This window comes from Aestuariivita sp. (assembly GCF_021404545.1).
Lineage (GTDB): Bacteria > Pseudomonadota > Alphaproteobacteria > Rhodobacterales > Rhodobacteraceae > Aestuariivita.
The window spans coordinates 12,537-26,794 of the sequence record NZ_JAAWWD010000044.1 but is presented as its reverse complement, the minus strand read 5'-3'; the positions used below and the strand labels follow the sequence as shown (position 1 = coordinate 26,794).

8 protein-coding genes are annotated in these 14,258 nt (G+C 63.8%); 3 read left to right on the top strand and 5 right to left on the bottom strand.

Annotated features, from left to right (window positions below; all coding sequences use genetic code 11):
- Window positions 1–11: 11 nt before the first annotated feature.
- Together HEP69_RS15500 and HEP69_RS15495 are read right to left on the bottom strand one after the other, a co-directional pair.
- Entirely contained in the window at window positions 12–2,369 is a 2,358-nt protein-coding gene (locus tag HEP69_RS15500; protein WP_290559430.1) for a FecR domain-containing protein, read from the bottom strand.
- Window positions 2,370–2,505: 136 nt separating this feature from the next.
- Window positions 2,506–2,967, bottom strand: coding sequence for an Lrp/AsnC family transcriptional regulator (locus tag HEP69_RS15495; protein WP_290559429.1), 462 nt, complete (start codon window positions 2,965–2,967; stop codon window positions 2,506–2,508).
- A 148-nt stretch (window positions 2,968–3,115) separates the two neighbouring features.
- Here HEP69_RS15495 and HEP69_RS15490 point away from each other — a divergent pair, with 148 nt between their 5' ends.
- Window positions 3,116–6,532 (top strand): indolepyruvate ferredoxin oxidoreductase family protein, encoded by a 3,417-nt coding sequence (locus HEP69_RS15490; protein WP_290559428.1) that lies wholly within the window; start codon window positions 3,116–3,118, stop codon window positions 6,530–6,532.
- Between the two features lie 158 nt (window positions 6,533–6,690).
- Here HEP69_RS15490 and HEP69_RS15485 read toward each other — a convergent pair whose 3' ends face one another.
- Entirely contained in the window at window positions 6,691–7,560 is an 870-nt protein-coding gene (locus HEP69_RS15485) for a LysR family transcriptional regulator (RefSeq protein ID WP_290559427.1), read from the bottom strand.
- A gap of 117 nt (window positions 7,561–7,677) precedes the next feature.
- Here HEP69_RS15485 and HEP69_RS15480 point away from each other — a divergent pair, with 117 nt between their 5' ends.
- Together HEP69_RS15480 and HEP69_RS15475 are read left to right on the top strand one after the other, a co-directional pair.
- A complete protein-coding gene (locus tag HEP69_RS15480) occupies window positions 7,678–9,228 on the top strand; it encodes a proton-conducting transporter membrane subunit (protein WP_290559426.1) in 1,551 nt (516 codons plus the stop codon).
- Window positions 9,229–9,248: 20 nt separating this feature from the next.
- A complete protein-coding gene (locus tag HEP69_RS15475; protein WP_290559425.1) occupies window positions 9,249–11,660 on the top strand; it encodes a DUF2309 domain-containing protein in 2,412 nt (803 codons plus the stop codon).
- 58 nt (window positions 11,661–11,718) lie between these two features.
- Here the strand turns inward: HEP69_RS15475 and HEP69_RS15470 are convergent, their stop codons facing one another.
- Window positions 11,719–12,867, bottom strand: a complete 1,149-nt coding sequence (locus HEP69_RS15470) for an acetate/propionate family kinase (protein ID WP_290559424.1) — start codon at window positions 12,865–12,867, stop codon at window positions 11,719–11,721.
- Window positions 12,864–14,246, bottom strand: coding sequence for a bifunctional enoyl-CoA hydratase/phosphate acetyltransferase (locus HEP69_RS15465; RefSeq protein WP_290559423.1), 1,383 nt, complete (start codon window positions 14,244–14,246; stop codon window positions 12,864–12,866). The genes HEP69_RS15470 and HEP69_RS15465 overlap by 4 nt, the downstream gene beginning before the upstream one ends.
- Between the last annotated feature and the right edge of the window lie 12 nt (window positions 14,247–14,258).

The following is a 14,258-nucleotide window of genomic DNA, read 5'->3' as shown; positions in this document are numbered from 1 at the left end:
ATCGCGTCCGCTCAGCGGAACGCGATGTTCCCGGCATAATCTTCCACTGCCAACTCCACGAGGCGCAGGTCGCCCAGCTCGGCCGGCAGCGTTGCGCGGCACAGACCGGCCTGCGCGTCACATTTCAGGTACCCCGTGCGTTCGGTTCCGCCGACCGAAATCACATAGGACGCGGCCTGTCTGAGACCGCTTTGATCTTGCGCCTCGACCGCGATCTCGATCGCGCCCCCGGCCCCGTCAGGGCGCGCCAGACGCACCGCCCCCAGTTCCGGCGGCGTCAGATCCAACCGGGTCGACACGCGCAAGACGCTCACATTTCCCGCAGCATCCGTGGCACTTAGCTCAAAACTGTTGACACCTTCATCCAACTCCAGCTCCAGCGCGAAGGCCCCTTCCCGCAGTGCGGCGGGCATGCCGTCGACCAGCAGCGTGGCGGGCTCGTCGATCTGGCCGGTCAGGTCCAGAACGGCCGCATCCGTGGCCCTTGGCGCGGGCTGATCCAGCGTGATCGTGGGCGGCTGCGCATCGCGGCGCGCCGAAAAGCGCAGCTGCCCTTCGACCGCACCATCGGGCGCCAGCACTTCGACCATGAAACTGGCTGCCGCCGCATCCACCGGGACGTTAAAGGTCAAAAGACCCGCGTCCTGCACATTGACCTCGGACAGAACGGTGCCGCTGGCGTCGGACACCCGGGCATCGCGCCCGGCCTCGGCCGTGGTCATCGCGGTCAACGTCAGCACCTCGGACCGGGTGACCAGATCCGCCCCCTGGCGGGGCAGGTTCAGATCGAGCCGTATCTCAACCTCCTGCGCGGGACGGTACGTCACGCGACCCTGGCGTTCGCTAACATTTCCCGCCGGATCGATGGCGCGCAGCGATAACGTGTTTTCACCGGGCTTGAGCGTGACACCCGCACGAAAGGATCCGTCCTGCTCGACCGTCAGCGGCGTGTCGTTCAAGGTCAGCGCAACATCCGCTTCGGAGAGGCCCAAAACCTCGATCACCGGCGCACTGACCACCGTCTCCGAGGCCGGGGCCAGAAGGTTGAGATAGGGCGGCGTCGCATCGGACTGCACCGTGAAATCCTGAGGTGTGCTCCACCGACCGGGCAGGCCCAACTGATCAAGGGCGGCGACCCGCCAGTGATATGTCCCGGGGTCCAGCGGCCCGGCCTCGAACACCAGATCCCGGATCCCCCATTCCGACACCCGCATCTGGTTGAACCCGGCATCCAGCGCAACCTCCAGCCAATAGCCCTCCGCCCCGTCAAACGCGACCCATTCAAGGCCCACCAGCTGCCGGTACACCGTCATCCCCAGCGCCGGGGCCCGCAGGATCGGTGCATCCAGAACTTCGGTGCGTTGCACAGCCCCTTCCGACAGGACAGCCCCCTCGTTGGCGTTCAATGCAATACTTTCTCCATCGCTCTGAATTTCCAGCGCGGCATCGTCGAAATTCACAAAGCGCGCGCTATCCCCATCGCTCTTGATCCAGAAATCGCTGGAGTTGGTGGTCGACTCCACACCCGGCACCTCGATCTGGAAACTGGATCTGTCGGAGAGCTGATTGAGCAGCGCATAGAAATCCCCGTTCACCAGACTGACCTTGGTGACCTCTCCGCCGGTGATCGGGTCCGAGCGCATTCGCTGGATCGTCGCGTTGGAATTGGGGTTGAGCCGCAACCGGCTCAGGTCGCGGAACGTCACCTGTGTAGTGCTGTCCGACAGGGTGCGCAGCCGCTCGAACTCGACCAGAACGTCATCCACGGCCCGTCCCGACCAAATGGGTTCAGCGGGGTTGCGGCCTTGCACGCTGCCATGAACATCAGACACGATCGCCTCGGCGGACCGGTCCCGCTGGTCCAGAGAAATCTCCAACGCCTCCTTGGCCAGCCCGGTGGCGGAGGAGGCCAGATCGACCACCTGCTGCCATTGCCCTTCGATACGTTTGGCCGCGGCCTCTTCGCGCTGGCCAATCGCGGTTTCGATCTGCCGCGGCGCAAAGATCCGGGCACCTTCGGCGGTGGCCTGCTGGATCGTCAGCAAGGCCTCTGACAGCGCGGTGTCGACAATCCGCACCTGTCTGACCGGCAGCCTCAGTTCGGTCCCGGGCACCACGAGGGCGGGCGAGGCGATGTCGTTGAGATCCAGAACCGCAGGCCAAAGATCGGGATCGCCCAGGGTGCGGCCCACCACGCCACGCAACGTATCGGAGGCGGTAAACACCACGACCTCCAATGGAGCGTTCAAATCGCCTTGCTGGGCTTGCGCCGTACCGAGCCCAAACATCGGCACGAATGCCAAAAACAGCCCGGCAAACGCACAGCGCGTGCCGTGCAACGCCAGCTCAAAATCCCACCAATTCCGCATGTCTGATTCAGACCAGTTATTATTACTTTAAGCCTATAGCACAATCATTCAGAATTTAACAATTATTTAACAGATGTTTAACCATGAACTCTAACGTAACGCCACCTATCAGCCGACCTGTTGACACCGGACCTGTTCATGGGCTGAGCACAGTCGCCCGCTTTATGCTCCGCAAGACGACGTTTGTCTGCGCGCTGGACACAGCAGGCAATCGAAAGAGGAACCCTTCAAGAAAGCGGTTGAAGGCGTCAATATCGGCGGTTAGCACGCGCAGGTGATAATCGGCCTGACCCGTGGTCGCGTAGCACTCCTGCACTTCTGTGCTGGTTTCGACCGCACGGATGAAATCCACAATCTTGTCGGGGTCGTGCCGGGTCAGTTGTACATGTACGATGGCATGGAACTGCAAACCCAGCTTGGCCGGGTTCACATGCGCGGCATAGCGGTCGATCACACCGGCCTCTTCCAGCGCGCGCACCCGGCGCCAACAGGCCGATGCCGACATTCCTACTTTCTGAGCCAGATCAGCATTGGCGATGCGGCTGTCGGTCTGCAAAGCATTCAGGATGTGCAGGTCCTTGTCGGAGAGAGGGATCATCGTGAAACACCATTTCTTCGAATCGTAATACATTGGTGAGAAAAACCATAAACCAGTAGCATACTGGTCAAATCTGAAAAGTCTTTTCAGTTCTGTGATGATAAACAGGGATCACCGCCAGTCCCGCAATCCAGCCCAGAGGCCCGCCGTGACCCAGCCAAATCCGGATTTCACCACCTATCAGCTCTCCGATCGCTATACCCGCCAGACCGGCCGGGTGTTTCTGACCGGCACCCAAGCTCTGGCGCGGATCATGATGGATCAGGCACGGCGGGATCGGGACGCCGGCCTGAACACCGCCGGGTTCATCTCGGGCTATCGCGGCTCGCCCCTGGGCGGGCTGGATCTGGAGCTGTGGCGGGCGCGCGACCGGCTCAACGAGGACCGCATCACCTTTATGCCCGCGGTGAACGAAGACCTTGGCGCCACCGCCGTGCTGGGCGCGCAGCAGGCCAGCCTCGATCCGCATGCAGAGGTCGAGGGGGTCTTTTCCATGTGGTATGGGAAAGGCCCGGGCGTGGACCGGTCGGGCGATGCGCTCAAACATGGCAACGCCTATGGCAGCGCGCCCAAGGGCGGGGTGCTGGTGGTGGCGGGCGACGATCACGGCTGCGTCAGCTCATCCATGCCGCATCAGTCCGATGTGGCCTTCATGGCCTGGTTCATGCCGACGCTCAACCCCGCCTCGGTGGACGAGTATCTGGCGTTTGGCGAATACGGCATCGCGCTGTCGCGGTTCTCGGGCACCTGGGTGGGATTCAAGGCGATCTCGGAGACGGTGGAATCGGGCCGCTCCGTCGCGTTGCACCCGGACCGCACCTTCACCCTGCCTGCGTTCGAAGCGCCGCCCGGTGGGCTGCATGTGCGTCGCGCCGATTTGCCGTCGCCCGAGATAGAGACGCGGATCGAGCACAAGCTGGAGGCCGTCCGCACCTTTGTGGAGGCCAACCCGATTGACCGGCGTATCTATGATATCGCGGAGGCGGGCTTTGGCTTTGTCACCACCGGCAAGGGGCATCTGGACCTGATGGAGGCGCTGCGCCTTCTGGGTCTGGATGAAGAGAAATGCCGCGATCTGGGCATCGACATCTACAAGGTCGGCATGGTCTGGCCGCTGGCGCGCCGCGATGCGCTGGCCTTCATGAAGGCCAAGCGCGAAGTGCTGGTTGTCGAGGAAAAGCGCGGCATCATCGAAAGTCAGTTCAAGGAGTATTTCTATGACTGGCCCGGCGACAAGCCCGAGCGCATGGTCGGCAAATATGACGAGGACGGCGCACCCCTGATCCCCTGGACCGGAGAGCTGAACCCCCGCCTGCTGATGCCGGTCATCGCGGCCCGGCTGGACCGGTTCTTTCCCGCAGAAAACCTGCCCGAGAAAGCGCGCCTGCTGACGCAGACGGAACCGCCTGTTCTGAACGTCCCGGGCGCAACGCGCACGCCCTATTTCTGCTCAGGCTGTCCGCATAACAGCTCCACCAAACTTCCCGAGGGATCGCAGGCCGCCTCCGGTATCGGATGCCACGTGATGGCCAGTTGGATGGATCGCGATACGGCCGGTTACGCCCAGATGGGAGGCGAAGGCGTGCCCTGGGTCGCGGCGTCGAAGTTCAACGGGGGCAAGCATATTTTCCAGAACCTGGGCGAAGGGACCTGGTATCACTCCGGCTCGCTGGCGATCCGCCAGGCTGTCGCGGCGGGCACGAATATCACCTACAAGATCCTTTACAACGACGCGGTCGCGATGACCGGCGGTCAGCCCGTGGACGGCCCCGTGAGCGTCAGCGGCATCGCCCAGACCTGCCGCGCCGAAGGGGTGGAGCGGATCGCGATCGTCTCGGACGATATCTCGAAATTCACCCGCTCGGACTTTCCCGCCGCGACCACATTCGACGACCGCGGCCAACTGGACGTTATCCAGCGCGAGTTGCGCGAGATCCCCGGTGTCACGGTGCTGATCTATGAACAGACCTGCGCCACCGAAAAGCGCCGCCGCCGCAAGCGCGGCACGATGGAGGATCCGGCCAAATTCGTGATGATCAACGATCTGGTCTGCGAGGGCTGCGGCGACTGTTCGGTGGAGTCGAACTGTCTGAGCGTGGAGCCGAAAGAGACCGCACTGGGCCGCAAGCGCAAGATCAACCTCAACAGCTGCAACAAGGATTTCTCCTGCCTGGGCGGGTTCTGCCCGTCCTTCGTCACTGTCGAGGGTGCCACACGGCGCAAGAAAGAGGGTGCGGGTCTGGATGTGCCACGGCTGCTCAACGATGTGCCCGCGCCTGGGGTTCGACCACTGGACACACCCTTTGACCTTTTGGTCACCGGCGTGGGCGGCACTGGCGTTGTGACCGTGGGCGCGCTGATCACCATGGCAGCACATCTGGAGGGCAAGGGCTCCAGCGTGCTCGACTTCACCGGGTTCGCGCAGAAATTCGGCACTGTTCTGAGTTACATACGGCTCTCGGCCAGGCCGGAGACCCTGCATCAGGTCCGCATTGGCGAAGGCGCAGCGGATGCGGTAATCGGCTGCGATATCGTTGTCTCCTCCGCTCCCAAGGCCAGCGCGCATTACCGGGCAGGCAGCCGGGTGGTGCTGAACCGGGCCGAGATGCCGACGGGCGACCTGGTGCTGCACCGCGACGCGCAGCTCAAGGTCGATGAACGCGAGGCGGTGATCGCGCGCGCGGTGGGGCCCGACAATCTGGCGGCGATAGATGCCAACACGCTGGCCGAGGATCTTTTGGGCGACAGCGTGTTTGCCAATGTGATGATGCTGGGCTTCGCGTTCCAGAAAGGGCTTGTGCCGGTGAGCGAACTCGCCTTGCAGCAGGCCATCATCCTCAACGGGGTCGCGGTTGAGAAAAACGCCACCGCCTTTGGTCTGGGCCGGGTGATGGCCGCCAAACCCCAGGCGGTGGAGGCGCATCTGCGACCCGAGGTCATGCTGCCGAAGGGGCTGGACGAGATCATCGAGCATCGCGCGGCGTTCCTGACCGAGTATCAGAACGCGGCCTATGCCGAAAGCTATCGCGCGCGTCTGGCACGGCTGCGCGGCACACTGCCCGAGGAGGTGGCGATTTCCGTGGCCAAAAACCTCTTTAAACTCATGGCGTTCAAGGATGAATACGAGGTGGCGCGCCTGCAAACCCGCACCGGGTTCGAGGCGCAGCTGAAGGCCGAGTTCGAGGGCGATTTCAAACTGCATTACCATCTGGCGCCGCCGTTTCTGGCCAAAAAGGCCGATGCACGCGGACGGCCCGGCAAGCGCAGCTTTGGGCCCTGGATGGGGCGCGCGATGGGGGTCTTGGCCGGGCTTAAAGGGCTGCGCTCCACCCCGCTCGATCCGTTCCGGTTCACCGCCGACGGTCGGCTGCACCGGGAGCTTCTGAGCTGGTATCAGGAGATCCTGGATGCGGCGCAAACCGGCTGGTCTGACGACAGCGCCGATATCTGGGCAGAGGTTCTCGACCTGCCCTCGGCAATCCGGGGGTATGGGCCGGTACGGGACGCCTCTGCCGAGACGGCACGGGCACGATACACCGAGCTGATGGCTGCGCTTGATCGGTGAGAGCGACGGCCAAGCGCCGAAGTCTCAACCGTCTTTGCCATGAGATCAGGCAATCGCCAGTTTGACATCTGACCTTCTGGAAGGTCCGCCGGTATCGGCCTTTTGCAATGGATGCATTCGCGCTGCGCGGGCGTGCCTAAGTGACTGTGAAACGCGGCTTACCCGGCGGCCAACACTTCCTGTACCAGCGGATTGGGAAAGCGGCGCTCAAGCGTCACCGCAAAGAAGGTCTCGGTGATGCGGGGATGTTCTTGCGCCTCGACAAGGCGGCCCGAGGCCAGTTCATCCTGCACCACGATCGGCGGGACCAGGGCAAGCCCGATATCCTCGCGCGCCAAAAGGCGCATCATCGCCATGTCGTCCACCTCGGCGACGATCTGGGGGCGGATACCCAGACGGTTGGCAAGCGCGTCAAAGGCCGCACGCACGCTATTTTCAGGCGTCGGCAGGATCACCGGCTGATCGCGCAAAAGATCGGCCAGCGGGCGGGCGGGATCGAGCCGGTCCGGTGTACCCACCAGACCAATGGCCTGTTCGGCCACACGGTGGGCAACATAGGGCGTGAGGCTGTCGCTGGGCGGCTCGCGGTTCAGCAGAACCAGATCAAGGCTGAGCGTGGAGAGCCCTTCCAGAAGTTCCGCGGGGCTGGCCGAGCGCAGGATCACCTCCACATCCGGGCGCGCCAGGATCGGACGCAGGAACCCGATCTGAAAGTTGCGCGACAGGGTGGCCAGCGCGCCGACGCGCAGCGCCTGGCGGGTGCGCCCGGTCTCCTCCAGCGTCGCAAGCAGCTCCTGCCCGGTGGAAAAGATCGCGTCCGCATGATCCAGCGTGATGCGGCCCGCCTCGGTCAGATGCAGCTGGCGACCACGGCGATCGAAAAGCGCATGGCCCAACCGCCCTTCCAACTGCTTGATCTGAACCGACAAGGCCGATTGCGACAGATTGAGCCGCTGCGCGGTCCGGGTCAGGTTGCCGTCATGAGCCACGGCCCAGAAATAGCGCAGGTGATGATAGTTCAGAGGCATATCGTTCTATTTATGTGAACGAATCCAAAGATACAATGTATTTTTCTTCTGCTTAGCGCCGGTCTATCTCCGCTCAAACAACTGCGACAATCTGACCTTGGGCGAGGGACTCTGCCAATGTTTTATCTTTTTTTGCCATTTCTGGCACCACTGATCCTGCTGGGCGTGGCACTTCATGCGAGCCGCAATGACAGGGTTCGGCCCGGCGCCGTGCCAAAACTGGCCGAAGGGGCCGCTTTCGGGGCCTTTGTGATCTCGGTACTGGCGGCGGGGTTTCTGGTGGCATACGGTCCCGGCACTTCGGCTTTGGTGGGTGTGGCGGGCATCGGGTTCTCGGCCCGCCTGGATGCGGTCAGCGCGATCATGTTGGTTCTGGTCAGCTTTATCGGCTGGATCGTGATGCGCTATTCGGCCACCTATATGGATGGTGAGCCACGGCAGGGCGCCTTTACCGGCTGGATGTCGGCTGCCCTTGCGGCAGTGTTGCTGCTGGTGATGTCGGGCAACCTGGTCCAATTGCTTCTTGCATGGGCCGCGACCAGCCTGGCGTTGCACCAATTGCTGCTTTTCTATCCCGACAGAACCACCGCCGTGCGTGCGGCGCGCAAAAAGGCCGTGACCGCGCGGGTCAGTGAGATTGCCCTTCTTTTGGCGGTCGTGCTGTTGTCGCGGGCCTATGGTACCACCGACATCGCCACCATCCTGGGCGCGGTGCAACCCGATGCGATGACCGCGGCCGCGGGTCTGTTGATTGCGGCGGCGGCGGTTTTAGCCTCGGCGCAGTTTCCGGCCCATGGCTGGCTGACCGAAGTGATGGAGGCGCCCACTCCGGTTTCGGCCCTGCTGCATGCGGGCGTGATCAACGCCGGGGGCTTTTTGCTTATCCGCTTTGCCGATGTGATGCTGGCCGCGCCCGGCGTGATGGCGATTCTGGTGATGCTGGGCGGGTTTACGGCGCTGTTTGGTGGGCTTGTGATGCTCACCCAGCCGGCGGTCAAAACCTCGCTTGCGTGGTCCACCATCGCGCAGATGGGGTTCATGGTGCTGCAATGCGGTCTGGCGCTTTTCCCGCTGGCCTTGCTGCATATCGTGGCGCATTCACTTTATAAAGCGCATGCCTTTCTCAGCGCGGGCGAGGCCGTGGGCAATGTGGCCGCCATCCGCAGGCCCGGCCCCGTCGCCGTGCCCGGCATGGCCAAGGTGCTGCAAGCCTTTGCGGTGGCCATCGCGATCTACGGTGTCGTTGGCCTGATCTTTGGCTTTGACGGCAAATCGGTGCAGGCCATCGCATTGGGCATGATCCTGATCTTCGGGGTAGCCTATCTGCTGGCGCAGGGCTTTGCCGATGCCGCCCCCGCGGCGCTGACCCGGCGCACGGCGATCTATGCCACGGCCACCTCGGTCAGCTATTTCGTGCTGCAAATGGCGGCCGATTACCTGACCGCAGGCACCCTGCCCGCGACCCCGGCACCCGGCGCGCTGGAATGGGCACTGATCATTCTGGCGCTGATCAGCTTTGGCGCGGTGGCGCTGGCGCAGGCCACCTTCCCGCTCTGGGCCTCGCACCCGGCGGCGACAGGTGTCCGCGTGCATCTCAGCAACGGGCTTTACGCAAACGCCATCTTCGACCGCCTGCTGGGCGGATGGTCGAAACGGTCTACATCCTGATCTGACGGGAGATATCAGAAATGTTCATGCAACATGAAACCTACCCCGCCGCCCTGCTGGAGCTTGTGGCCGAAGTCGATGCAGCCACCCGGGCAATCCCGCCGCTCTTTCCGCTGGCCTCCAGCGTTGCGGTCAACCCCTTCCTGGGTCAGACGGACGAACCGCTGGCCGTGACCGCTGCGCGACTGGCACGGGTCGCGGGCACCCGGATCACGCCGGATCGGGCGATCTGGGCCGCCAAAATGGACGCGGGCGAGATCACCGACGAGGATCTGAGTGCGGCGCTGGCCGCAGCGGGCGGCACCTTTGACCGCCCCACGATGCAGGATCTCAAAGACGCGCTCGACACCACACCGGAGGCGCCGCGCGCCCTGCCAACGGTGGCCGAGCTGGCCTCCGAAGTGTCAGGCATTGACTGGTCCGGGCTGATCGAGGACCGGATCGGGGTTTGGGCGGCCAGCCATTTCGACGAGGGTCAGGCACTGTGGCAGCCCTATCGCGCGGGCGGTGCCTTTATCGCCTGGCGGGAGTTTGCCGCGCGGGATCTGACACCGGAAATCCATGGGCTGAAGGGTTTTGGCGCTTTTGTCGCGGCCACCTCCCGCTCTCCCTGGCGGACAATCGGACGCGCATCCGAGACACTGGGCCTCACCACCCAGGCCGCTGGTACCGCCTTCCACCGGATTCTGGTCGATCTGGGCGGCTGGGCGCAATACGCGCGCTATCTGCTTTGGCAGGCCGAGCTCTATGGCGACAATGACAGCACCCCAGCCGAGCTTTTGGCGATCCGGATGGTCTGGGAAGAGGCGCTCTTCGACCTCTACAAGGACAAGATCGCCGCCCGCTGGGCCGAGGTCGTCAAAAACCACGCCTTGCCCGTCACTCCGACCAAGGATCATGTGATCGACGCGGTGCTGCAAGAGGCCGCCGAGCGCGCGCAGCAACGCAAGCTGGGTCTGGCCCTGGCCGAGGGGACGCCCCGCAAGATCGAAGGGCGCCCCGCATTGCAGGCCGCCTTCTGCATCGACGTCCGCTCCGAAGTCTATCGGCGGGCGCTCGAATCGCTCGACAGCAGCATCGAGACCATCGGATTTGCGGGTTTCTTCGGGCTAACCACAGCGCATAAGGCCGCCGGGTCGGATGTGGTCGAGGCGCGCGGGCCGGTCTTGTTGCAGATGGGCCTGAACACCACAGTCGCCGAAAGCGAGGAGGACGACCTGACCCGCCGCTATGCCGCCCGCGCCAGCCGCGCCTGGGGCCGCTTCAAGCTGGCCGCCGTGTCTTCATTCGCCTTTGTCGAGGCAACCGGACCGATCTATGTGGGCAAGCTGGTGCGCGATGCGCTGGGTCTGGGTCATGGTCCGGCCTCAGCCGAACCCACGCCGAAGCTGGATGCCTCGGTCGATCTGGAGGCGCGGATCGGCATGGGTGTCACGGTGCTGAACGCGATGTCTCTGACTTCGAACTTCGCGCGGGTGGTGATGATCGCGGGCCATGGCGCCAATGTGACCAACAACCCGCATGAGAGCGGGCTGCATTGCGGGGCCTGTGGCGGCTATGCCGGTGATGTGAACGCGCGGCTGCTGGCGGGCGTGCTGAACGATCCGCAGGTGCGCGAGGGGCTCAAGGCCAAGGGGATGGAGATCCCCGACGACACTCTCTTTGTGCCCGCTTTGCACGACACGACCACCGATCAGGTGACGCTTTACGATCAGGACTATCCCGCGCCTGACCGCAAGGCGGATCTGGATCAGCTGCGCAGCTGGCTTGAGGCTGCGGGCCGTCTGGCGCGGACCGAACGGGCGGGCCGTCTGCCGCGAGCGGAGATGGACAAAGACGTCGCCCGCCGGGCCTCGGACTGGTCCGAACTGCGCCCCGAATGGGGTCTGGCGGGATGCCGGGCGTTTATCGCGGCCCCGCGCGGGCGCACAGATGGCACGTCACTGGCAGGCCAGTCGTTTCTGCACAACTATGACTGGCGGGCCGATGATGGCTTTGGCGTGCTCGAGCTGATCATGACCGCCCCGGTGGTCGTGGCAAGCTGGATCAGCCTGCAATATTACGGCTCGACCGTAGCGCCGCGCCTTTTTGGCGGTGGCAACAAGCTGTTGCACAATGTGGCCGGCGGTATCGGTGTGCTGGAAGGCAATGGCGGATCGCTCCGCCCCGGCCTGCCCTGGCAGTCGATCCATGACGGCGAGCAGTATCAGCACGATCCGCTGCGCCTGGCCGTGGTGATCGAGGCCCCGCGCGAGGCGATGACGGATATCCTCAAACGCCATGACGGGGTGCGGGATCTCTTCGACAATGGCTGGCTGCACCTGATCGCCATGGACGACGATGGGAAACTGGGCTGGCGCTATGACGGCGATCTGGAATGGTCGCCGATGGATGGGACAACCTCGCAGGGATCGGCGATCGCTGCGGAGTAAACAAGGTAGCCGACGGGAGCGGGGCGTGCCGGGTCTGACCTGGCGCGCCCCATCTCTCCTACATCCGGTGGCGCCTCAGCCAACTGTTGGCGACGCGCGCGATCACCCTCTCCTCATCCGTGCCGATCACCAGAACAGGTGTCGGACCCGCGCCGATCTCACGCGCGTTGCGGGCGTTTGCCTCGGCATCGACCGCAAGCCCCAGAAATCCGGTTTTTTCCAGCACGCGCGTGCGGATCGGGGCGGCGTTCTCCCCCACTCCGCCGGTAAAGACCATCGCATCGACACCGCCCAGAACGGCGGCCATGGCGCCCAGCTCGCGCCGGATGCGGAACGTGTAGTAGTCCAGTGCCTGGACCGCATGCGGATCGTCGCTGGCCAGGAGCGTCCGCATATCATGGGTCAGCCCCGAGAGCCCCTTGAGCCCGCTTTCCTTGTAAAGCAGCGTGGTCATCTCCTCGATGTCCATACCCTGATCCATCAGATAGAGCAGCACGCCCGGGTCGATCTGGCCGCAGCGCGTCCCCATCGGCAATCCGTCGAGCGCGGAAAACCCCATCGAGGAGCCGACAGACCGTCCACCCTCCATCGCGCACATCGAGGCGCCATTGCCCAGATGTGCCACCACCACCCGCCCTTTGTGCAGATCCGGGTAGTCGCGGCGCAGCACTCCGGCGATGTAGTCATAGCTCAGCCCGTGAAACCCATAGCGCCGCACACCCGCCTCATAAAAACGGCGCGGCAGGGCAAACGCGTCGGCCACAAACGGACGGTTGTGGTGAAAGGCGGTGTCGAAACAGGCCACCTGAATGGCCTCAGGGAAGGCCGCGCGGGCGGCATGTACCCCGGCCAGATTATGCGGCTGATGCAGCGGGGCGAGCGGGATCAGCCCCTCAAGTTCGGCAATCGCGGCATCATCGAGATGCACGGGCGCAGAAAACCCGGTGCCGCCATGCACGACACGGTGGCCCACAACCTCAACCCGGCGCCCGTCCAGAACGGGCTCAATCGCGCGCAAGATAGCGGCGACGGCCACCGCATGGTCGGCGGCGCCAATCGCAATCTCTGTCTCACCGATCTCCAGCAAGGCCGCCTCGCCCAGGTTTTCGACCTGCCCATCGATCAGCGCCTGCGGGTCCGCCCCGGCAACGTAGACGCCGAACTTGATCGAGGAACTGCCCGCATTCAGCGTCAGGATCGCACTCATGCTCGCTCCCCCAACGCAGCCAGAGCGGCCACCGCGGCCGAGGCGAGCCGCGCCTTTTCATTATCCGCGCGGCTGTTGAGGATCACCGGGCATTTCGCCCCCATGACGACACCCGCCGCCTCGGCATGGGCGAGATATGTCAGTTCCTTGGCCAGCATATTGCCCGCCTCCATATTCGGGGCGACGAGGATTTCCGCACGTCCAGCCACCAGCGAGCGAATGCCCTTGGTCGCCGCAGCCTCCAGATCGATGGCGTTGTCCATGGCCAGCGGACCGTCCACCAGCCCGCCAGTGATCTGACCGCGATCCGCCATCTTCGACAGAATTGCGGCATCCAGTGTCGACGGGATCGCAGGGTTCACCTTTTCAATCGCAGAGAGCACGCCAACCTTGGGCTCGGCTATTCCCAGCGTCTGGGCCAGATCGATGGCATTCTGGATGATATCGGCCTTGGTCTGAAGATCCGGTGTTATGTTGATTGCCGCATCTGTCACCATCAGCAGATGGTTCAGACCCGGCACATCCATTACAAAGACATGGCTGAGACGGCGACCTGTGCGCAGTCCGCCGTCTTTCTTTAGGATCTGGCCCAGCAGCACATCTGTGTGCAAATGCCCTTTCATCACCGCCTGGGCCTGCCCCTCATGCACCATGCGCACAGCCTGGGCTGCCGCCAGTTTGTGATCGGGCTGATCGATGATTCGATACGGCGAAAGGTCGATCTCTTCAGCCTCGGCGGCGTCAGCGATCTTGGCCGGATCTCCGATCAGGATCGGTGTGATCAACGTATGCTCGGCCGCCAATATGGCGCCAGACAATGCATCTGGCTCCTCGGGCGCCACAACCGCGGTCAGGATGGGTGGCAACGGCTCGGCCAGGGCCAGCAGACGGTCGAAGTGCTGATGGCGCTGAACCGTCAGACCGGGGATGTCATCGGCATCGAAATGCAGCTCTCTTTCGGGCGCCTGGACCTGCGCCTCCCCTTCGACGATTGGCATACCATCGGCATCCTCAACCCAGGTCTCGAACGTCACAAGACGCCCGGGTCCCTTGGCCGTCAGGCGCACCCGCGCGGTCAGCGTATCGCCCGCATGCGCGCGTCCGGGAAACCGCAGCATCTGCGAGTGATAAAGCGTGCCCGGCCCCGGCAGCTTGCACCCCAGTACCGCCGAAATCAGCGAGGCCACCCACATCCCCGGCGCCACGGCCTCTGGCGCGCCATCCCCATCGCCATCCTCCTTGGGCAGGTGCATCGGGTTGAGATTGCCCGACGCATTGGCAAAGACATAGAGATCGTCGGCCCGGCAGGTGCGCGTCTCGGACGCCTCCATCCCGATATCAAGCCGCTCAAAGGGAACATTGTCGATGCGGTGGGTCATGGGTGCTTTGCC

Bases quoted from the DNA above. Each gene is read 5' to 3' on its own strand.
- HEP69_RS15500 (WP_290559430.1), bottom strand. From the start codon at position 2,369: ATGCGGAATTGGTGGGATTTTGAGCTGGCGTTGCACGGCACGCGCTGT.
- HEP69_RS15495 (WP_290559429.1), bottom strand. From the start codon at position 2,967: ATGATCCCTCTCTCCGACAAGGACCTGCACATCCTGAATGCTTTGCAG.
- HEP69_RS15485 (WP_290559427.1), bottom strand. From the start codon at position 7,560: ATGCCTCTGAACTATCATCACCTGCGCTATTTCTGGGCCGTGGCTCAT.
- HEP69_RS15480 (WP_290559426.1), top strand. From the start codon at position 7,678: ATGTTTTATCTTTTTTTGCCATTTCTGGCACCACTGATCCTGCTGGGC.
- HEP69_RS15475 (WP_290559425.1), top strand. From the start codon at position 9,249: ATGTTCATGCAACATGAAACCTACCCCGCCGCCCTGCTGGAGCTTGTG.
- HEP69_RS15470 (WP_290559424.1), bottom strand. From the start codon at position 12,867: ATGAGTGCGATCCTGACGCTGAATGCGGGCAGTTCCTCGATCAAGTTC.
- HEP69_RS15465 (WP_290559423.1), bottom strand. From the start codon at position 14,246: ATGACCCACCGCATCGACAATGTTCCCTTTGAGCGGCTTGATATCGGG.